Source organism: Actinacidiphila sp. bgisy167 (assembly GCF_057707665.1).
The window spans coordinates 35632-55301 of the sequence record NZ_JBYIQP010000005.1; the positions used below are offsets into that span (position 1 = coordinate 35632).

The 19670-nt window shown below is 73.7% G+C and carries 15 protein-coding genes and 2 pseudogenes; 8 read left to right on the plus strand and 9 right to left on the minus strand.

Annotated features, from left to right (window positions below):
* Window positions 1-40: 40 nt before the first annotated feature.
* Window positions 41-2587, minus strand: coding sequence for a SpoIIE family protein phosphatase (locus AC3ET4_RS03120; RefSeq protein ID WP_431945576.1), 2547 nt, complete (start codon window positions 2585-2587; stop codon window positions 41-43).
* A 225-nt stretch (window positions 2588-2812) separates the two neighbouring features.
* Here AC3ET4_RS03120 and AC3ET4_RS03125 point away from each other — a divergent pair, with 225 nt between their 5' ends.
* Window positions 2813-3253 carry an OsmC family protein gene (locus AC3ET4_RS03125; protein WP_431945578.1) on the plus strand — a complete coding sequence of 147 codons (441 nt, stop codon included), beginning with the start codon at window positions 2813-2815 and terminating at the stop codon, window positions 3251-3253.
* Window positions 3254-3637: 384 nt separating this feature from the next.
* Here the strand turns inward: AC3ET4_RS03125 and AC3ET4_RS03130 are convergent, their stop codons facing one another.
* Window positions 3638-3961 carry a GNAT family N-acetyltransferase gene (locus tag AC3ET4_RS03130; RefSeq protein ID WP_431945580.1) on the minus strand — a complete coding sequence of 108 codons (324 nt, stop codon included), beginning with the start codon at window positions 3959-3961 and terminating at the stop codon, window positions 3638-3640.
* Window positions 3958-4227 carry a DUF2630 family protein gene (locus tag AC3ET4_RS03135; RefSeq protein ID WP_431945582.1) on the minus strand — a complete coding sequence of 90 codons (270 nt, stop codon included), beginning with the start codon at window positions 4225-4227 and terminating at the stop codon, window positions 3958-3960. Before AC3ET4_RS03135 ends, AC3ET4_RS03130 begins: the two co-directional genes overlap by 4 nt.
* A gap of 618 nt (window positions 4228-4845) precedes the next feature.
* Between AC3ET4_RS03135 and AC3ET4_RS03140 the strand changes: the two genes are divergently transcribed.
* Together AC3ET4_RS03140 and AC3ET4_RS03145 are read left to right on the plus strand one after the other, a co-directional pair.
* A complete protein-coding gene (locus tag AC3ET4_RS03140) occupies window positions 4846-6042 on the plus strand; it encodes a MarP family serine protease (RefSeq protein ID WP_431945584.1) in 1197 nt (398 codons plus the stop codon).
* A 208-nt stretch (window positions 6043-6250) separates the two neighbouring features.
* Window positions 6251-7156: a DMT family transporter gene (locus tag AC3ET4_RS03145; RefSeq protein WP_431945586.1), complete on the plus strand. Its 906-nt coding sequence runs from the start codon at window positions 6251-6253 to the stop codon at window positions 7154-7156.
* Window positions 7157-7225: 69 nt separating this feature from the next.
* On the opposite strand, the gene AC3ET4_RS03150 is transcribed toward AC3ET4_RS03145, so the two are convergent.
* Both AC3ET4_RS03150 and AC3ET4_RS03155 read right to left on the minus strand, forming a co-directional pair.
* The gene (locus tag AC3ET4_RS03150) at window positions 7226-8308 is read right to left on the minus strand and encodes a glycerophosphodiester phosphodiesterase family protein (RefSeq protein WP_431945588.1); all 1083 of its coding nucleotides are present in this window, start codon (window positions 8306-8308) and stop codon (window positions 7226-7228) included.
* Window positions 8309-8534: 226 nt separating this feature from the next.
* Complete coding sequence (locus AC3ET4_RS03155; RefSeq protein ID WP_431945590.1) at window positions 8535-9482, minus strand: MIP/aquaporin family protein; 948 nt, start codon at window positions 9480-9482, stop codon at window positions 8535-8537.
* A 132-nt stretch (window positions 9483-9614) separates the two neighbouring features.
* Between AC3ET4_RS03155 and AC3ET4_RS03160 the strand changes: the two are divergent.
* Window positions 9615-9829, plus strand: a pseudogene (locus tag AC3ET4_RS03160) (DUF4287 domain-containing protein).
* Window positions 9830-9870: 41 nt separating this feature from the next.
* Here AC3ET4_RS03160 and AC3ET4_RS03165 read toward each other — a convergent pair.
* Both AC3ET4_RS03165 and AC3ET4_RS03170 read right to left on the minus strand, forming a co-directional pair.
* Entirely contained in the window at window positions 9871-9996 is a 126-nt protein-coding gene (locus AC3ET4_RS03165) for a hypothetical protein (protein ID WP_431945592.1), read from the minus strand.
* A gap of 42 nt (window positions 9997-10038) precedes the next feature.
* Complete coding sequence (locus AC3ET4_RS03170) at window positions 10039-10878, minus strand: arylamine N-acetyltransferase family protein (RefSeq protein WP_431945594.1); 840 nt, start codon at window positions 10876-10878, stop codon at window positions 10039-10041.
* Window positions 10879-11147: 269 nt separating this feature from the next.
* Between AC3ET4_RS03170 and AC3ET4_RS03175 the strand changes: the two genes are divergently transcribed.
* The 4 genes and pseudogenes from AC3ET4_RS03175 (at window position 11148) to AC3ET4_RS03190 (ending at window position 14869) form a co-directional block, all read left to right on the plus strand.
* Window positions 11148-12653 (plus strand): flavin-containing monooxygenase, encoded by a 1506-nt coding sequence (locus tag AC3ET4_RS03175; RefSeq protein ID WP_431945596.1) that lies wholly within the window; start codon window positions 11148-11150, stop codon window positions 12651-12653.
* A complete protein-coding gene (locus AC3ET4_RS03180; protein ID WP_431945598.1) occupies window positions 12650-13600 on the plus strand; it encodes an alpha/beta fold hydrolase in 951 nt (316 codons plus the stop codon). Before AC3ET4_RS03175 ends, AC3ET4_RS03180 begins: the two co-directional genes overlap by 4 nt.
* Window positions 13597-14489, plus strand: a pseudogene (locus AC3ET4_RS03185) (SDR family oxidoreductase). Before AC3ET4_RS03180 ends, AC3ET4_RS03185 begins: the two are co-directional and overlap by 4 nt.
* A 98-nt stretch (window positions 14490-14587) precedes the next feature.
* Window positions 14588-14869, plus strand: a complete 282-nt coding sequence (locus AC3ET4_RS03190; protein WP_431945600.1) for a hypothetical protein — start codon at window positions 14588-14590, stop codon at window positions 14867-14869.
* A 75-nt stretch (window positions 14870-14944) separates the two neighbouring features.
* Here AC3ET4_RS03190 and AC3ET4_RS03195 read toward each other — a convergent pair whose 3' ends face one another.
* A complete protein-coding gene (locus AC3ET4_RS03195; RefSeq protein WP_431945602.1) occupies window positions 14945-18322 on the minus strand; it encodes a S41 family peptidase in 3378 nt (1125 codons plus the stop codon).
* Between the two features lie 50 nt (window positions 18323-18372).
* Entirely contained in the window at window positions 18373-19575 is a 1203-nt protein-coding gene (locus AC3ET4_RS03200) for a serine hydrolase domain-containing protein (protein ID WP_431945604.1), read from the minus strand.
* Window positions 19576-19670: the final 95 nt, after the last annotated feature.

Genomic DNA, 19670 nt, shown 5'->3' on the forward strand with positions numbered 1-19670 from the left:
CGCCCGGGGCGTGCTCCTGGAGGGGCACGTCCGGGCGGCCTCAGGCGGGCAGCTGCTGTTCCGTCCAGATGACCTTGCCCCGTTCGGTGTAACGGGTGCCCCAGCGGCGGCAGAGCTGGGCGACGAGGAAGATGCCCCGGCCGCCCTCGTCGGTGTTGGCCGCGCGGCGCAACCGGGGGGAGGTGCCGCTGGCGTCGGCGACCTCGAAGACCAGGGCCCGGTCGCGCAGCAGCCTGGCCTGCACGGGGCCGGCGCCGTGCCGGATGGCGTTGGTGATCAGCTCGCTGGCGATCAGCTCCGTGGTGAAGGCGAGCTCGTCCAGGCCCCAGTCCCGCAGCCGGTGGGTGATGGCGGAGCGCAGGGCGGAGACGGCCGCGGGGTCGTCGGCCACGTCCCAGCAGGCCACCTGGGCCTCGTCCAGGGAGCGGGTGCGGGCGACGAGCAGGACGACGTCGTCGGCGCAGGGCGCGGGGCGCAGCGCGGCCTCGAGCGCGGCGCAGACCTCCTCCGGCGGGCTGTCGCGCGGGAGGGCGGCGAGGGCGCGGCCCAGGCGGCGCATGCCGGTGTCCGGGTCGAGGTGGCGGCCCTCGATGAGGCCATTGGTGTAGAGGACCAGGCCGCTGCCCTCGGGGACCGGGAACTCCGCGGCCTCGAAGGGGAGTCCGCCCAGGCCCAGGGGCGGTCCGGCGGGCAGGTCGGGGAAGCACACCCCGCCGTCCGGGGCGAGCAGCGCCGGTGGCAGGTGGCCGGCGCGGGCCAGCCGGCAGCGCCGCGTGACCGGGTCGTAGACCGCGTAGAGGCACGTCGCGCCCGCGAGGCCGGGACCGGTGCTGCTCTCCTCGTCGAGGCGGACGACGAGGTCGTCCAGGCGGCCCAGCAGCTCGTCCGGGGGCAGATCGAGGGCGGAGAAGTTGTGCACGGCCGTACGCAGCCGGCCCATGGCGGCGGCGGCGTGGATGCCGTGCCCGACGACGTCGCCGACGACCAGCGCCACCCGCGCCCCGGAGAGCGGGATGACGTCGAACCAGTCGCCGCCCACCCGGCCGCGCGCCGCCGGGAGGTAGCGGTGGGCGACGTCCACGGCGCGCTGCTCCGGCACGCCGTTCGGCAGCAGGCTGCGCTGGAGTTCGAGGGCGAGCTGGTGCTCGCGGGTGAACAACCGGGCGTTGTCGATGCAGACGGCGGCGCGGGCGGCGAGGTCCCCGGCGAGGGTGAGGTCGTCGTCGGCGAAGGGCTCGGCCCGCGCGGCCCGCGCGAAGGTGGCGACGCCCAGCAGCGTGTCGCGGGCGCGCAGCGGGACGGCGATGACGGCGCGCGGTTCGCCGTCCGGGCCCGGGGAGGTGTCACGGACGGCGGAGCTGCCGCACAGGGCTCTGGCCTGGGGGCTGCCGGGGGCGAAGCGGACCGGTTCGCCGCTGGTGTTCGGGGCGTACGCGGCGCCGGGGGCAGCGTCGCTCGCCGCCACCCGGCGCAGCTCGGCCCCGGGGCCGCCGGGGGCCGAGCCGTGCAGGACGGGGCAGAACAGGTCGACGGTCGCCTCGTCGGCGAAGCGGGGCACGGTGACCTCGACGATCTCGCGGGCGGTGCGGGCGACGTCCAGGGTGGTGCCGATCCGCAGGGCGGTCTCGCCGAGCAGTTCCAGGCGGCGGCGCGCGGCGACGGCGAGACGGCCCACCCCCGGCTCGCCGACCAGCAGCGGCTGGCGCCCGGACCCGCCGTGGGAGGCGTCGGGGACACGCGGGGACCCGGCGCCCCCGGGCAGGCTGACCTCCACGACGGCGCCGCCCGCGGCGAGCGGCCTGCACAGAAGGTGCGCCGTGCGGCCCTGCGAGAGGGGGAGTTCGAGCGCGTCCCGCCGTCCGGCGGCGATCAGATCGGCCGCGCTCCCGGCGAGTGCCGACTCGTCGCCGTCGGTGAGTCCGGCCGGAGGCCCGACGCGCCGGACGTGCCCGGTGCCGTCGAGCCGCAGGCAGCCGCCCGCGGAGGCGCGGCCGTGCTCGGCGGTCAGGTAGGTGTGCAGCAGGGCGCGTTCGCGTGCGCCGCACTGCTCGAGGAGCCGCCGCTCGATGGCGAGGGCGCAGCCGAGGGCGAGTTCGGCCATGAGGGGATGCGCGTCACCGTGCAGACTGGTGAGGTCGAGCACACCCTCCACCCGCCCGCTGACGGGGTGGCGGACGGGCACGCCGAAGCAGGTGAAGCCCCGCAGGGCGGCGGAGAAGTGCTCCTCGCCGGAGACGCGGACGGGCTGCCGGGCGGCCAGGGCGGTGCCCATGCCGTTGGTCCCGGCGTCGAGTTCGTGGTAGCTGAAGCCGGGGGCGAGCCGCACCCGGTCCAGAGCGGGCAGCAGCGGGGGCTCGGCGGCACGGCGGTCGACGATCATCCCCCGGTCGTCGGCGAGCAGCACGGCGGTGCGGGTGCCGGAGAGCGTGCCGGCGAGCCGGTCGAGGACGGGACCGGCGGCCCGGACCAGGGCCCCGGTGAAGTCGAGGTCCTCGCGGTACGGGACCTCGAAGCGCTCGGGGTCGAGGCCGGCGGTCTCACAGCGCTCCCACGAGGCGAGGATCGGTACCCGCACGGATTCGACCACCAGGCTCACTCCTCGACTTCCGCGTCCCAGGTCCCGAAAGTAGGACGGCGGAACGGCGGCAGGAGGCGGGTCGGTGAAATAGCCGCGTACAGCCACTCGTGTGGGTGATGGCGGTTTGACAGGGGGCGACCCGGACGCCGACGGGAGGGAGATCGCTTCGCGAAGCGGCGCGCGGTGGTGAACACTTGGACCCGCACGACGTACTCGCACTCGGGAGGATCCACCATGTCCAGCACGCCGCACTCCACCACGCGGATCGCGCACACCGTCTGGGACGGCAGCCTGACGGAGGGCAGCGGGGTCGTGACCCTCGACTCCTCCGGCGTCGGGGAGTACCCGGTGACCTGGGTCGCCCGCTCGCAGGAGCCGGGCGGGAAGACCAGCCCCGAGGAGCTCATCGCCGCCGCCCACTCCAGCTGCTTCTCGATGGCCCTGTCGGCCGGTCTGGGCAAGGCGGGCACCCCGCCGACCCGGCTGCGCACCCAGGCCGACGTCACCCTCACGCCGGGCACCGGCATCACCGGCATCCACCTGACCGTCGAGGGCGAGGTGCCCGGGCTCGACGAGGCGGCGTTCATCAAGGCGGCCGAGGACGCCAAGGCGAACTGCCCGGTGAGCAAGGCGCTGGCCGGCACCGAGATCACGCTCACGGCGTCGCTGGCCTGACCCGCGCCCCGGCGAGGACGCGAAGGCGCCGAGACCGCGGGCACACCGGGACCCGGACCTGCCGCGCGAGATCGGGTTGCCGTCGGCCCTGCGGTTCGTGCCCGTGCGCCGCATGTGTCGGCCGCTTCGTGGGCCGGCGTCCGGCCGGCGCCCGGCAACCGCCCGCGCCGCTGTCGACGGGCCGGATGTTGTCGCTCGCGTGCCGCCAGGGCGGCACGCGGCCCGCACGCGGCCGCTGCGCGACGGCAGCGGTGAACACGCCCCCCGGGCGAGGGCGAAGTCGCGCTGACGCGTCCGGTGGCCACGTCGACCGAAGGCGCGGGAGCCGTAGCGCGCGTCGTGACCGCCGGACTCGCGGGCCGCGCCGGACGGCGCGGCCCGGCGCTAGTCGCTGACCACGCTGCGCGGCTGGTACTGCAGGTCCTCGTACTCGGGGTGGTGTGCGATCCAGCCCGAGATGAACGGGCAGGCCGCCAGTACGCTCTGGCCGTGTTCACGCGCCTCGTCCAGGGCGTGGCGGGCGATCGCGGAGCCCACGCCGCGGCCCTCGAACTGCGGGTCGACCTGGGTGTGCAGGAAGGCGATCATCTCGGGGGTGCGGATGTAGGTGGCGAAGCCCGCCAGCGTGCCGTCGACGCGCGCCTCGTACCGCCGCGCGCCGACGGCGTCCGTCACCTGTGTGTCGCTCTTCTTCGTGTCGCTCTTCACGACTCGTAGCCCTCCACGGTGCGCGAGGGACGCACCCTCGCCTCGTTCGGGTCCTCGCCCGCCTCCGTCTTGGCGCGGCGCTGGCGGAGCAGGTCCCAGCACTGGTCGAGCTCGCGTTCCAGCGCTTCGAGCCGCGCACGTTCGGTGTCGCCGTCCATCCGGCCCTCGCTGAGGAGCTCGCGCAAGGTCCTCTCGTCGGAGACCATCGCGCTGATCCGGTCCAGAATCGCCTTCTCCGGGCGATCGCCCGCGTGCTGCTCGGCCACGGCCCGCACCTCCTCGGTCCTCGGCCTCCACTCTAGGCAGCCCGCCGGTCCCGTGCGATCGGGGCCCTGCGGGCCCGGCAGGGCGGACGCCGGGCTCGGCCCGCGCACGGGAATTCCCGGCGGCGAACAGAATCACAGCTCAAGACGGGAATGCCGGGGCCGTCCCGGTCGTCCACATGTAAGAGGTCGCGCGGACAGGCGGGGTGGAGAAGGGAGCGGGTCGAGGGCCGAGTTCGGCAAGGCGGAGAAGGGAGACGCAGCGGAGCTGCGGCGACCGACGACAACGCCGCCAGGCGAGAGCCATCGACCCGCGACGCCAGCCCGCCTGTCCGCGCGACCTCTAAGGGGAAAGTGAGCTGCGGGGCCGCCCCTGAGCGGTGGGAGGGCCCCGCACGCGCCGACCCGTGGGGACGGGGTGCGGTGCGACGGAGGGCCCGGTGCCGGATTCCGTGTCGTGACACGGAATCCGCGCCGGGCCCTTCTCTTGCGAGGCCCCCGGTGTTCCGGGGGAGTGAGGAACGGATGTGACCGGCTCTGCGTGGGCTGCGCCATAAATGGGAACCAATGGTCAGTTAATGTGCGTTTCCCGGTCACAGGGTGTCGTCGAAAGGCCCTCGGGTGAACCTGCTCGACCTGCTGCTGCTGGTGCTGACCGTCGCCTACGCCGTCGCCGGCTTCCGGCGGGGGCTGGTCGCGGGCTGCATCTCGCTGGCGGGTTTCCTCGGCGGCGCGGTGGTGGGCGTGTGGCTGCTGCCGTACCTGCTGCAGTTCGTCGAGCCCGGCACCCCGCGGGCGAGCCTGGTCGCCCTGCTCACGGTGCTGGTGCCGGCTGCCGGCGGGCACGCGCTCGCCTCCGGGATCGCCTGGAAGGTGCGGACCGGTCTGGACTGGGGCCCGCTGCGCTGGCTCGACGGACTGGGCGGTGCGGTGGTGAACGCCGTGGCCGTGCTGCTGGTCTCCTGGGTGGCGGCGAGCGTGCTGGTGACGTCGTCCTCCAGCGTGCTGGTCCAGTCGATCCGCGGGTCCGGGGTGCTGGGCGCCGTCCAGGACACCATGCCCCGGCAGGCGCCGACCTGGTTCAGCAAGGCGACCGGCGCGCTGGCCGAGGCCGGGTTCCCCAGGGTGTTCAACCCCTTCGAGTCCGAACCCGTCAACGGGGTGCCCGAGCCTTCCGGGGACAACGTCACCGCTGCCGCGGCGGGCGCCGCCGCGCGCAGCACGGTCAAGATCGAGGGCGTCGCCTTCGTGGACGGCCGCCGCCAGGGTCAGGAGGGCACCGGCTTCGTCTACGCCGACGAGCACGTCATGACCAACGCCCACGTGGTGGCCGGAGTGGACGAACCGGCCGTCCAGGTCGGCGGCACCGGGCCGGCCTACCGGGCCACCGTGGTGCTCTTCGACCCGGGCAAGGACATCGCCGTCCTGGACGTCCCCGGGCTGACGGCACCCGCGCTGAGCTTCACCGACGACGCGGTGCGCGGCGACGGCGCCGTGGTGGCGGGCTACCCGCAGGACGGCGGCCTGGACCTGCGCGCGGCGACGGTGGCCGGGCGCATCCGTGCCACCGGTCAGGACATCTACGGGGACGGCACGGTCACCCGCGACATCTACCAGGTGCGGTCCGTGGTGCGCCCCGGCAACTCCGGAGGGCCTCTGCTGGACACCTCCGGACGCGTCTACGGAATGGTCTTCGCGCGCTCGACGACCGATCCCACGACGGGCTACGCGCTGACCGCCGACGAAGTGCGCTCCCAGGCCCAGCGTGCGGCGCACGCGACGCAGCCGGTGGACACCGGCGACCGGGCCGCGCTGTGACCGCGGCCGTCGGTGCGCACGCCCCCGATGGCCAGGGCCGCTCACCAAGGCCGACCGCTAGGGCCGCTCACCAGGGCTGAGGCCATCCCGCCCCGGCCCCGGTGCCCGGGCCCGACCCGTCGCGGCGGCCTCCGCACGTCCGCGACGTTAGACTTTCCCTTTCACCCGCATAACCGAATGAACCGGACGCGGGAGTGGTGCCGTCCTTATGATCTCCATCCTCTTCGCCGTCCTCGCGGCCTGCAGCAACGCCTTCGGAACGGTCCTGCAGCGTCGCGCGGTGCTCGCCGTCCCCGCGGCGAAGTCCCTGCGCCTCGGTCTGATGAAGGACCTGCTGCGCACCCCCGTCTGGCTCGCCGGCATCCTCGGCGTCATCCTCGCCGCGATCTTCCAGGCGCTGGCCCTGGGCACCGGTTCGCTCGCGGCGGTCCAGCCGGTCTTCATCCTGGAACTGCCGCTGGCGCTGGTGATCGGAGGCATGGTCTTCCACGTCGAGCTGTCCCGCAAGGCGTGGGTATGCGTGGTGTGCATCGCCGGCGGCCTCGCGCTGTTCCTCTTCTCCATGGCTCCCAGCGGAGGGCGTGAGCAGGTTCCCGGCATCTGGTGGGTGCCGACACTGCTCATCGTCGGCGGGCTCGGCGCGGTGCTGGTGCTCGCCGGGCTGCGGCGGCCGAACGGTCTGATGCGCGCCGCGTGCCTGGGCGCCGGCGCCGCGGTCGGCAACGCCCTCACGGCCGCGCTGATCAAGTCGTCCATGGACATCCTGGAGCACCAGGGGGTCGCGGTCTGGTTGCTGTCCTGGCAGACCTACGCGTTCGCCGCGGCCGGCGCCTTCTCCCTGCTCCTGCTGGGGACGGCGATGCAGGGCGGACCGCTGATCGCCTCCCAGCCCGCCCTGACGCTCGGCGACGCGGTCGTCGGTTTCTGCCTCGGGGTCACGCTCTACGGTGAGCAGCCGCGTGCCGGCATGTGGCTGCTGCCCGCTCTGATCGGGTTCACGGTGCTGAGCTACGGCGTCTTCGCGATGTCCCGCACCCAGTGCCTGTACAAGTGCGTCCATCCTGAGGAGCACCTGACCGGTCCCGCCGGGGAACCGGCCCCCTCCGCCACCTGAACGCCCGCGGACGCGGACGCCCCCGGGACCGGCAGGTCCCGGGGGCGTCCGCGCGGGGTTCGCCGGAGGTCAGTGGCGCGGGGCGGGGTAGGCCTTGGGCAGGCGCATGCCGCGGTCGGCCATGATCTGCCGGACGTGGTTGGGGTAGTCGGTGATGATGCCGTCGATGCCCATGTCCATCAGCGCCTCGATGGTGGGGTTGTCGTCGCAGGTCCACGGGATGACCTTCAGGCCGCGCTCGTGGGCGTCGGCCACCATCTTCTCGCTCACGTAGAACGTGAAGTTCGGGTCCGCGACGGTGCCGTTCTGCGGCATGCCGTAGACGGGGGAGAGCGCCGTGACGCCGGGGATGGCGGAGGCGGCCTTGACGAAGTCGCCGTCGTAGTCGTCGGCGTCGATGCCGCCGAGCCACGGGGAGGCGCCGGGCTTGCCGACCTGGAGGAAGTCGTAGTTGGTCAGCGCCACCAGGGGGTACTTCGGCGCGAGCTTGTGCATCTCCTTCAGGGCGCCCCAGTCGAAGGACTCGATGGTGACCTGCTTCTCGATGCCCGAGCGGTGGATCTCCTCGAAGACACGGCGCACGAAGAGCTCGCGCGGCGCCGTCTGCTCGGGCGCCCCGGCCTCCACCTTGGTCTCGATGTTGAGCTTGACCTTGTTGGCCTTGTAGCTCTTGACCAGACCCAGGACGTCCTTGAGCTCCACCATGCGGTGGCCCTTGATCTGCTCCTGCTCAGGGAAGCCGGGCAGCTGCTGGTAGCCGCAGTCCATCGTCTTGATCTGGGCCAGGGTCAGGTCCTTGATGTACTTGCCGACGTACGGGTACATCGGGTCGCCCGGCGTCACGGGGCCGGTGTCCTTGCACTTCTGGGCACTGATCTGGCGGTCGTGGTTGACGACGACCTTCTCGTCCTTGGTGATCTGGGTGTCCATCTCCAAGGTGCTCACCCCGAGGCGGAGGGCCTTGCCGAAGCCCTCCAGGGACTCCTCGGTGGTCATGCCGATGCCGCCGCGGTGGGCCTGCAGGTCGAAGTCGACCTGCCGGGAGTGGCCGAGACCGGGGTCGTGGTCCTGGGCGGTGGCCGCCTGGGCGGCGGTGGGCACCACGAGTGCGGGTACGACGGCCAGGGCTGCGAGAGCGTGCCGGAGGGACATGTACACCTCGTCTACATCACGGGCGAATTGGGACCTCGTGACGTTAAGGCGCAGGTGGAGCGGGTATGGAGCCCGTACATGAGAGCACGATGAACGCCCGGGGAACGATCACTCCCCGGGAGTTCCTCTGCGTCATGAAGTCCGGCCGCTCCTCTGTGACGTCTGCGCCCGTCTGACGGGCTTGCGACGGCCGCGCCTTTGTGCGGCTGCGCCACAGTGAGACGGACTAGACCTCGTCGTCCGGGTTCTCGGGCCGCGCCCGTCCGGGCTCTGCCGTCTCGCCCTTTCGCGCCCGGGCGTGCAGCACGTCGCCGATGAACAGGTCGTACACGAGCACGCCGATCGCGGCCCCGATGAGCGGCCCCACGATCGGTATCCAGAAGAAGTTGCTGAAGGCGCCCGGTGAGGTGCCGGGCAGCGCCAGTTCTCCCCAGCCGGCGACCCAGGTGAACAGGCGCGGGCCGAAGTCGCGGGCCGGGTTGATCGCGTAGCCGGCGTTCGCCCCGTAGGACATGCCGATGGCGGCCACGACGAAGCCGATCACCAGCGGCGCGAGATTCGCCTTCACCGCGGTGTTGCGCAGGTCGATCACGGCGACGACCAGCATCCCCAGGAAGGCCGTTCCGACGATCTGGTCGATCAGCGGTCCCCAGATCCCTCCGTGGAAGTAGGGCGCCGGGAACGTGGCGAAGATCGAGAACGAGGCGACGGTGTGCCCGTTGGTCTTGGGCCCCTTGCTGGCCGCGTCGAACGCCGTGATCGCGTCGTGGTAGACGAGGTAGACCAGGGCTGCACCGGCGAACGCGCCCGTCAGCTGTGCGAACCAGTACGGCAGCACCTTGCTCCAGGCGAACTTGCGGCGCAGCGCGAAGGCCAGGGTGATCGCCGGGTTGATGTGCGCTCCGCTGACGCCCCCGGCCACGTAGATGCCCAGCATCACCGCGAAGCCCCAGCCCCAGGTGATCAGCAGCCAGTCGCCGGCGGCCAGGAAGATGGTCGTCGGGGTCTCCGCGCGTCCGGAGCCGGGAAGGGCGGCGACGGCGGTCGCGACGACACCGCAGCCGAAGGCGATGAGGACGAAGGTCCCCAGGAACTCGGCGAGGCATTCACCGAGGAGCCCGCCGCGGCTCTTGAGTCGAGAACCCTTGATGAGAGGGGAAATATCAGCGGCCATGGTGGTGGCCCCCTTAGGTTTTCCGCCTGATTCCGTGATAACCCGGCACATTCGCCACCGCAACCACAAGGCGTGACGCAGGTCACGCCAGGGTCGCCGACGAGTACCCACCGCTCACGCGGTCAACCAGGCATGACTCAGAACGCGAAGGGCCCCGCGAGCTACTTTCCGGCTACGAGAAGAAGTACGGCCGCCCGGTCGCGGAGTGGAAGGAGCTCATCCGCTCCAGTCCGCTGACCCGGCACATGGAGCTCGTCGGCTGGCTGAAGGCCGAGCACGGCCTCGGGCACGGTCACGCCAACGCGCTGGTGGCGCACACCCTCGCGGAAGCGCAGCACGTCTCGTAGCGCCTCGTGGCCAAGCGCCTCGTACGGCCCCGCAGCACCGCTCAGCGCGGCAGCCGCGTCCCCTCGGGGAGCCGGACACCGAAGTCGTCCGCCAGGACCCGCAGCACCTCGTCCGCGTCCGCCAGCTCGCGTTCCCTGCGCGTGCCGTCGGCGGCCGTCTCGGTCACACGGAGTCCGGTGAGGGACCTCGTACGGCCCCGCAGCGCCGCTCAGCGCGGCAGCCGCGTCCCCTCGGGGAGCCGGACACCGAAGTCGTCCGCCAGGACCCGCAGCACCTCGTCCGCGTCCGCCAGCTCGCGTTCCCTGCGCGTGCCGTCGGCGGCCGTCTCGGTCACACGGAGTCCGGTGAGGGAGAGGTGGGCGTCGCCGGTGGTGCGCTGCGCGTAGACGCCACGGGAGAAGGGGGAGCGCGGGTTGGTCGCCACGTGCCAGTTGACGACCTCGTAGTCGGGGGCCAGGAAGGGCTCGACGGTGAAGGCGTACTGGTCCTCCCATCCGCCCCCGCTCGCGCCGTCGGCCGCGGCGCCGGGCAGGTGCGCCTGGAGACGCCACAGGGGCAGCGGGCCGTCGTGCGGGGCGCGGACGAGCCGGTGACGGCGCGGCGCGTCGTGCAGTTCTACGTCCGCCGCCAGGGGCAACGGCTCCAGCAGGCCGCCGATGCTGCCGAAGCCGACGTCGCACACCCACGGCACCGGATCTCCGGGCGCCTCGGCGAGCATGAGCATGTGGGTGCGGGGACGGACCTCGCCGGGCCTGGCGCCGACCAGGACGCGCGCGGTGAGCAGCGTGACCCGGAACCCGAGGGCGCTGAGTGCTGCGGCGAACAAGGTGTTGTGCTCGTAGCAGTAGCCGCCGCGCGCCCCGCGGACGAGCTTGGCCTCCAGGTCGGGCAGCGCGAGGGAGGGCGCGCAGCCCAGGACGGGGTCGAGGTTCTCGAACGGGATGCCCAGCAGGTGGGCGCGGTGCACGGACCGCAGCACGTCCGCCGTCGGGCGGCGCTCCCCGGTCCATCCGATGCGGGCGAGGTAGGCGTCGAGATCCAGCGTCATACGACCACGGTACGGATGCGCGGCACCGCCCTGGGGACGGTCGCGGGGCGGACCCGCGCACGGCACGGACCGGGACGCCGGCCGCCTCCACGAGCTCTGCCATCCGGTGCTCGGGCGGGTGCGTCGCCACGCCGGTCAGCCTGTGCGGTGGGGACGGCGCCGCGCGCGACCGCCCTCTACCCCAGGTAACGCCCCACGGTCTACGCTCCGAAACGCGCCGGTGGGCACTGGCGCGATGCGGCACGGGCGCGGCACCGAGAGGCGGCGGTATGGCCGGACAGGGCGAACACGTGCGGGTGGCGGTGGTCGGATCGGGGTTCGGCGGGCTGGGCGCCGCCGTGCGGCTGCGCCGCGAGGGGATCACCGACTTCGTCGTCCTGGAGCGCGCGGGCTCCGTCGGCGGGACGTGGCGGGACAACAGCTACCCGGGTTGCGCCTGCGACGTGCCCTCCCACCTCTACTCGTTCTCCTTCGCGCCCAACCCGCGGTGGCCGCGCACCTTCTCCGGCCAGCCGCACATCCGCGCCTACCTGGAACAGGTAGCGGACACCTTCGGCCTCCGCCCGCACCTGCGCCTCGGCACGGAGGTCGAAGCGGCCCGATGGGACGCCGGCGCGCGGCACTGGCGCATCACCACCTCGCGCGGCGACCTCACCGCCGATCTCGTGGTCTGCGCCACCGGGCCGCTGTCCGACCCCAGGCTGCCGGATGTCCCGGGCCTCGACACCTTCCCCGGACGGGTCTTCCACTCCTCCCGGTGGGACCATGACGCCGACCTCGGAGGCAAGCGGGTCGCCGTGGTCGGCACCGGCGCCTCCGCGATCCAGATCGTCCCCGCCATCCAGCCCCAGGTGGCGCGCCTGACCGTGGTGCAGCGGACGCCCCCATGGGTGATGCCGCGCGCGGACCGCGGGATCAGCCGGGCCGAGCAGTGGTTGCACGACACGGTGCCGGCCACCGCCAGGGCGCGGCGCGGACTGCTCTGGCTGGTCCGCGAGTTCCAGGTCGGGGCGTTCACCAGGCATCCGGCGCTGCTGCGCGGCGCGCAGGCCCTCGCCGCCTCGCATCTGCGCCGGTCCGTCGAGGACCCGGCGTTGCGGGCCAGGCTGACCCCGGACTACCGGATCGGCTGCAAGCGCATCCTGCTGTCCAACGACTACTATCCGGCGCTCACACGGCCCAACACCGAGGTCGTCGCCTCCGCCTTGAAGGAGGTGCGCGGCTCGACCCTCGTCATGGCCGACGGCACCGAGAGGGAGGCCGACGCCATCGTCTTCGGCACCGGCTTCCACGTCACCGACATGCCCGTGGCGCAGCGGGTGTTCGGCGCCGACGGCCGTTCGCTGGCCGAGCACTGGAAGGGCGGCATGGCAGCGCTGCGCGGCTGCACCGTCGACGGCTTCCCCAACCTGCTGTTCGTCATCGGGCCCAACACCGGCCTCGGGAACAGCTCGATGGTTTTGATGATCGAGTCCTCGCTGAACTACCTCGTCGCGTATCTGCGCGCCCTGGAGGCCACCGGGGCCGCCGCGCTCGACGCCCGTCCGCAGGCCGTGCGGTCCTGGAACGAACTGCTGCAGCGCCGGATGGCGCGCACGGTGTGGAACACCGGGGGCTGTGTGAGCTGGTACCTGGACGACCAGGGCCGCAACACCACCATCTGGCCCGGCACGACCGCGGAGTTCCGGCGTGCCACGCGCCGGCTGGACCTGCGGGAGTACGAGCTCGTACCCGTCGCCGCGGACCGTCCGCAGCGCGCGGGGGCGGCCTCGTGACCGCGTCCGTCTTCGACCTCCCGGCCGCCCGGCGCACCCGCCGTGTGCGGTCCGCGGACGGTACGTGGATCCACGTCGAGGAGTACGGCCCCGAGGCCGGGGCCGCGCCGGCCGTGGTGCTGATCCACGGCTGGACCTGCAGCACCCTCTTCTGGGCCCCGCTCGTCCGCGAACTCGCCGGGGAGTACCGGGTCGTGGCCTACGACCAGCGCGGCCACGGAGGCAGCGGGACTCCGGGGCCCGGCGGATACGGCACCGGCGCGCTCGCCGACGACCTCTGCGCGGTCCTGGAGGCCGTCGTCCGGGGCGACGAGAAAGTGGTGCTGGTCGGGCACTCCATGGGCGGGATGACGGCGATGGCGGCCGGCGGCCGGGCCGTCGTGCGGACCCGGACGGCCGCGGTGCTGCTGGCCAGCACCGGCAGCGGACGGCTGCTCACCGAGGCGATGGTGCTGCCGCCGAGAGTGCGCAGCAGGCGGGTGCGGGACGCCTTCCACCGCTTCCTGCTGGTCAGTTCGGCGCCGCTCGGCCCGCAGTCCGCGGTGACCCGGGCGGCGCTCAAGTACGGGGTCCTGGGCGCGGCGTCGGGCAAGGAGCTGGTGGCCGCCACCGCCCGCATCGTGCATGCCTGCGGTCGGCGCCAACGCGCCGCCTGGGGCCGGGTGCTGGCCGGGCTCGACCTGGACGCGGGCGTCGCCGCGCTGCGTGCGCCCACCGCCGTGCTGGTGGGCGCCGCCGACAAGCTCACCCCGCCGGTGCACGCCCGGGGCCTGGCCGCCCGGCTCCCGCGGTGCGCCGGCCTCACCGAACTGCCGGGCCTGGGACACATGACGCCGCTGGAGGACCCGGTGGCGGTGGCGGGCGTCATACGCACCCTCGTCGAGGAGCATCTGCGGCCCGGCACGGAGGTCGCGCGGGAGGCCCAGGGTGAGGGGGAGCCGGTATGAGCCGGTCGCTGCACGGGCAGGTCGCGGTGGTGACCGGGGCCGCCCGGGGCCTGGGGGCGCTGCTCGCCAAGGAACTCGCCGCACGGGGCTCCCGGTTGGCGCTGCTGGGGCTGGAAGCGGACGAACTGGGGGGCGTCGCCCGGCAGATCGGCCCGGACACCGGGTGCTGGACGGTGGACGTCACCGACGGTGAGGCGGTGCACCGGGCGGCAGGGGAGGTCGTGGAGCGCTACGGCCGCGTCGACGTCGTCGTCGCCAACGCCGGTGTGGCGACCGGCGGTCCGTTCCTCGACGTGGAACCCGCCGCTTCGCCCGGGTCGTGGAGGTGAACCTGCTGGGCAGTGTGGTCACCGCGCGTGCCTTCCTCCCGGCGCTCGTCGCCTCGCGCGGCTACCTGCTGCAGATCGCCTCGCTGGCCGCGATCGCACCGGCGCCGCTGATGACCGCGTACTGCGCGAGCAAGGCGGGCGTCGAGGCCTTCGCGCACTGCCTGCGCGCGGAGGTCGGCATCAAGGGCGTCAAGGTCGGTGTGGGCTACCTGAGCTGGACCGACACCGACATGGTGCGGGGCGCCGACGAGGACGAGGTGCTGCGCGAGGCGCGTTCCCGGCTGCCCTGGCCGGCGGGCCGCACCTATCCGCCGGAACCGGCCGTCAGGCGCCTCGCGGACGGGATAGCGCGCCGCTCGCCGCATGTCTACGCCCAGCGATGGCTGCGCGGAACGCAGCCCCTGCGCGGATGTCTTCCCGCTCTGATCGGCGGCGCGCTGGGGCGGCGGGAGATGCGCCGCCTGCAGCCGCGGCTCGCCGCCGCGGGCGGGGTCCGGCGCGGTCTCGTGGGCCGCGGGGGTGCCGCCGACGAACGCGCCCGGTCGGAAAGGCCTGTCTGACCAGGGCCGTTCACGGTACGCGTTCGTCCGAAATGCGTAGTGTGTTCAGCCGTGTCAGCCTGGTCGAGGCCCATTCCATACATCACGAAGGAGTGATCATGGGCAAGAACGACCCCACGCGAAGCAAGGCCGGGCAGCAGCACCGCCCGCAGGCTCAGCCCCAGGCCCAGGAGCGCATCGGCCAGACCCGCGAGCGCGCCCAGGGCATGGCAGGTGAGCCGATGCGTCAGCAGGGCAAGCAGCCGCAGCGCGAGCCCGGCCGCGAGCCCGGCCGCGAGCCCGGCCACGGCCAGCCGGCCAAGCAGGCCCCGCAGTCGATGCCGAAGGGCGGCGACCGCCAGCGGTCGCCGGAGACCGACGAGCGGCACGGCCGGTCCTGACCCGCGTGGTTCAGGCGTGAACGAGGAGGGGCGCGCGCTTGCGGGCGCGCCCCTTCCCGTGGGCCTCGTGGAAGCTCACGGGCGCGGTGGGAGCGGGGGCCGACGCCGGACGGGGCGGTCGGACAGGTCGGGCGGTGTGGAGGCCGGGTGCTTCTCCAGCAGGTCCAGCGCCGTCTGCACGGCGACCTCGAGGTCGGTGCGGCGGCCCTCCGCCCATTCCAACGGGGTGCGGATGACCGGGATGTCCGGCTCCACGCCGTAGTTCTCCACCCCCCAGCCGTAGGCCTCGAACCAGGCGGCGTTCATCGGCACCGTGATCACCGTTCCGTCGCCCAACCGGTGCCGGCCGGTCATGCCGACCACACCGCCCCAGGTGCGGTGGCCCACCACCGGGCCGATGCCCAGCAGCCGGAACGTGGCGGTGATCATGTCGCCGTCGGAGGCCGTCGCCTCGTCCGCCAGCGCCACGATCGGGCCGCGCGGGGCGTTGCCGGCGTAACTCACGGGCTGCGCGTGGCGTGTGTGGTCCCAGCCGAGGATCTTGCGGGTCAGGCTCTCCACCACCAGGTCGCTGATGTTCCCGCCCGCGTTGCCGCGCACGTCGACGATGAGGGCCGGACGGACGACCTCGATGCGCAGGTCGCGGTTGAACTGCGCCCAGCCCGAACCCCCCAGGTCGGGGATGTGCAGATAGCCGCACTTCCCCTCGCTCAACGCCCTCACGACAGCCCGCCGTTTGGCCACCCAGTCCTGGTAGCGCAACGGGCGCTCGTCCACCAGCGGGACCACCGCGACCCGCCGCGCGGGCCCGCCGTCGGGCGGGGCGAAGGTCAGCTCCACCGTGGTGCCGCCCGCGGCCGACAGCAGCGGGCCGGGCCCGGCGTCCGGGTCGATGGCACGGCCGTCGACGTGGGTCAGCTCGGCGCCCTCCGAGATGCCGGTGCCTGCCAGTGGCGAACGCGCCTTGGGGTCCGAGGACTCGCCGGGAAGGATGCGCCTGACCACCCACCGGCCGTCCGGGGTGCGGACGAAGTTCGCGCCGAGCAGCCCGATCGGCCGCTGGTAGTGCGGCGGCCCCTCGCTGCGGCGGGCCGGCGCGACGTACGCATGCGAGGTGCCCAGTTCGCCGAGGACCTCGCGCTGCAGGTCGGCGAACTCGTCCGGCGTGGCGACCCGTTCGACCAGCGGACGGTACTGGTCGAGGATCGCCGGCCAGTCGATGCCGCACATGTCCGGAGCCCAGAAGTAGTCGCGGATGATGCGCCCGGCCTCGTCGAACGCCTGCCGCCACTCGGTGGGCGGGTTCGCCTCGTGCAGGACCCGCCGCATGTCGATGTAGACGGTGGAGTCCAGGTCGCCCGGCTCGTACGCCGGGACCACCGTCAGGTCGCCCTCGTCGAAGACCACCAGGTGCGTGCCGTCGCCGCTGACCCGGTACCAGTCCATGTGCCGCACCAGCTCGACCCGCTTGGACTTGGCCAGGCCGAAGTACTCCAGCGTGGGACGGGCCGAGGGGTCGGTGGGGTTGGCGAAGGTCTCGCCGAGCGCGCCGGAGATCGGCCAGCGCAGCCAGGTCAGGCCGCCCCGCACCGCCTCCAGCGAGCTGTACTTGGAGGCCGGCACCGGGAAGGGCGTCACCCGCATCGGCAGCCCGGCCGCCTCCACCGCGAGCGGCCCCTCGGTGAAACCGGCCGGATCCAGCCCGCCCCCGGGCGGCCGGCCCTCCACGGGCAGCGCGAAGGGCGAGGGCGTCGCCGAGTGCAGCGGCACGAGATGCGGGCGGCAGCCCAGTGGGAAGGACAGGTCGCCGGTGTGCACGTCGTACACCGGGTCGAAGCCGCGCCAGGACAGGAAGGCCAGATAGCGGCCGTCGCGGGTGAAGACCGGCTGCTCGTCCTCGAAGCGGCCGTTGGTGACGTCGATCAGGGTGTGCTTGCCGGTCTCCGGGTCCGGGCTGAGCCGGGCGATCCGGATCTTGCGCAGCGAACGGCCGATGACGGGGTGGGACCAGGCGATCCAGTCGGAGTCCGGCGAGAAGGACAGGTCGCGGACCGGCCCGTTGGAGGAGCGGATCAGCTCGGCGACCACACCCGACTCCGCGTCGACCATGAGCAGCCGCCCGTCGTGGGAGGCCACGGCGAGGATCTGGCCGTCGGGCGAGGGCACCAGTTCGTGGACGCGGCCCAGCATCCCGCACCCCAGCCGGGTCCCGCCGCTGCTGCACGGGGGCCGTGGCTCGGTCTGCCCCTCGGCCTGCGCGATGTCCTGGGCCTCACCCTCCGCTCCCGCGGAGGACTCCTCCCCGGCCCGCAGCGCCTGCCCGACCGCGTCGTCGGCGTCGGCGATGTCGGCGGCGGCCAGTGCGGCGGGGCGGCCCGGCAGCACGGCGATCTCGATGGCGTCCTCGCCGTCGGCGTCGGTGACGAAGGCGATCCGCCCGGTGTCGCCCAGCATGACCGGCAGCCGCACCCGCGACCCCGGTACGTCGGAGATGGTGCGCGCGGGCCCGTCGCGGTGGGTGAGCCAGTACAGGCTGCCGCGTACGCACACCGCGCTGGCGCGGCCGGTGCGGTCCACGGCCAGCCCGTCCAGGTACGCGCCTGCCGGCACCTGGTAGGGGCGGCGGCCGGCGCGTGGGCCGCCGAGGTCGATCGAGAGGCGGCGCGGTACCGACTGCGGGCCGAGGTCGTCGACCAGCCAGACCTCGCCCCCGCACTGGTAGACCACGCGCGTGCCGTCGGTGGCGGCGCTGCGGGCGTAGAAGTCGGCGTGGTCGGTGTGCCGCCGCAGGTTCGTGCCGTCCGGCAGGCAGGAGTACAGGTTGCCGACGCCCTCGTGGTCGGAGAGGAAGGCGATGCGGCCCGCGACGAACATCGGCGACTCCAGGTGGCCGCCGACGTCCGGCACCAGCCGCCGGCACTGAAGCCACAGCCGCCCGGTGGCCCCGCCCCGGTACCGCTTCCACGAGGCGGGCTCGTGCGGCGCGGTCGCCGTCAGCAGCAGTGTGCGGTGCTCGCCGTCCTCGCCGTCGTCCATGGCGATGTCCGACACCGGGCCCCAGGGCAGACGGCTGCCCGGGCCGCCCTCGACGGGAACGGAGTAGGCCCAGGTGTAGTGCGAGAACGGCTCGCCGTGGGACGACACCGCGAGGATCCGGCCGTCCGGCGTCCAGGAGCGCACGCGGGCGTCCGGGCTTCCCCAGTACGTCAGGCGGCGGGCCGGGCCGCCCTCGACCGGCGTGACGTACACCTCGGGGTCGAGGGAGCGCCAGCTGTTGAAGGCGATCACCGAGCCGTCCGGCGAGAAGCGGGGGTGCCCGACCCGGATCCGGTCGGCCGTCACCCGCCACGCGCGCCCTTCGTCCAGGGGCGCGACCCAGATGTCGTCCTCGGCGACGAAGCAGAGCCGCTCGCCGTGAACATGCGGAAACCGGAGGTATGCGGCGTCGCTCACCCATCCATCGTTCGCGGCTCCCCGAGCCCGGGCAACTTTTCGGGCAGCCGTCAGCGGAGGCTGTCGCGGACGGCTCGGACGAGGGCCTGGGCGCGGGGGTCGGCGGTGACGTTCTGCTGCATGCCGTTGGTGACGTAGCCGAAGGCGACGGCTTCGCCGGGGTCGGCGAAGCCGAGGGAGCCGCCGCGGCCGGGGTGGCCGAAGGAACCAGGGGTCAGCAGCGGGGCGGCGGGGCCGTGCAGCATGAAGCCGAGGCCGAACCGGGTGTTGACCACGAGCACGCGGTCCGGGCCCTCCGACTCCGGGGTGCGCGCCGAGGTGAGCGTCGCCGGGGCGAAGAGCCGGTTGCCGGGGCCCTCGACCTCCCCGATCAGGGCGGCGTAGAAGCGGGCCAGCGAGCGCGCCGTGGCGATGCCGCCGGAGGCCGCCAGCTGCGCCGCGTGGTACCCGGGGTCGTTCTCGTCCGGTAGCGGGTCGATCGCCCCGAACGCCCGCCGGGTCAGCGACGACGGGTCCGCGTACGCCTCGGTCACGTTGCGCTTGGGGCGCGCCCGCAGTCCGGCCGCGGCCGGCGCCGGCGGGGCCTCGGCCGCGGCGATCCGCCCGACGCGGTGCCCCTCACCCGCAGGCAGCCCGATCCACAGGTCGAGGCCGAGCGGGCGGGCGATCTCCTCGGCCACATAGCGGCCTATGGTGCGGCCGCCGCTCGCGCGCCGCACCAGCTCGCCGATCAGCCAGCTGTACGTCTGCGCGTGGTAGCCGTGATCCGCCCCCGGCGTCCAGAAAGGGGCCTGCGCGGCGAGCGCGACCGGTCCGCTCCCGCCGTCCAGCGCCTGTGCCGGGGCGAGCGGGGTGTCCAGCGCCGGCACACCGGCGCGGTGCGCCAGGGCGTCGCGGACCGTGACGCGTTCCTTGCCGGCGGCCTTGAAATCGGGCCAGTACGTGCCGATCGGCGCGTCCAGGTCGAGCTGGCCCCGCTGGTGCAGCAGGAGCAGGCAGGCCGCCGCCACACCCTTCGTCGCCGAGCGCACCACCTGAGCCGTGTCCTCGGCCCAGGGCGCGCCGTCCTCGCCCGCGTCCCCGTCGGCGGAGCCCGCCCACAGGTCCACGACCTTGCGGCCGTCCCGGTACACGGCCACGGCGGCGCCGCGCTCTCCCCGCTCCTCGAAGTTCCGGACGAAGGCGTCCCTGACCGGCTCGAAGCCTTCCGCCACCGCTCCCTGGACGTCCACCACAGCCCGTGCTCCCACCATGCGCCTCCGTCGTTGCTCCCCCCATGGTGCCTCGCGCCGGGGACCGGTCAGGACCGGGGTCGCGCGGCGGGACGCGGGGAGCGCCGGTAACTGGG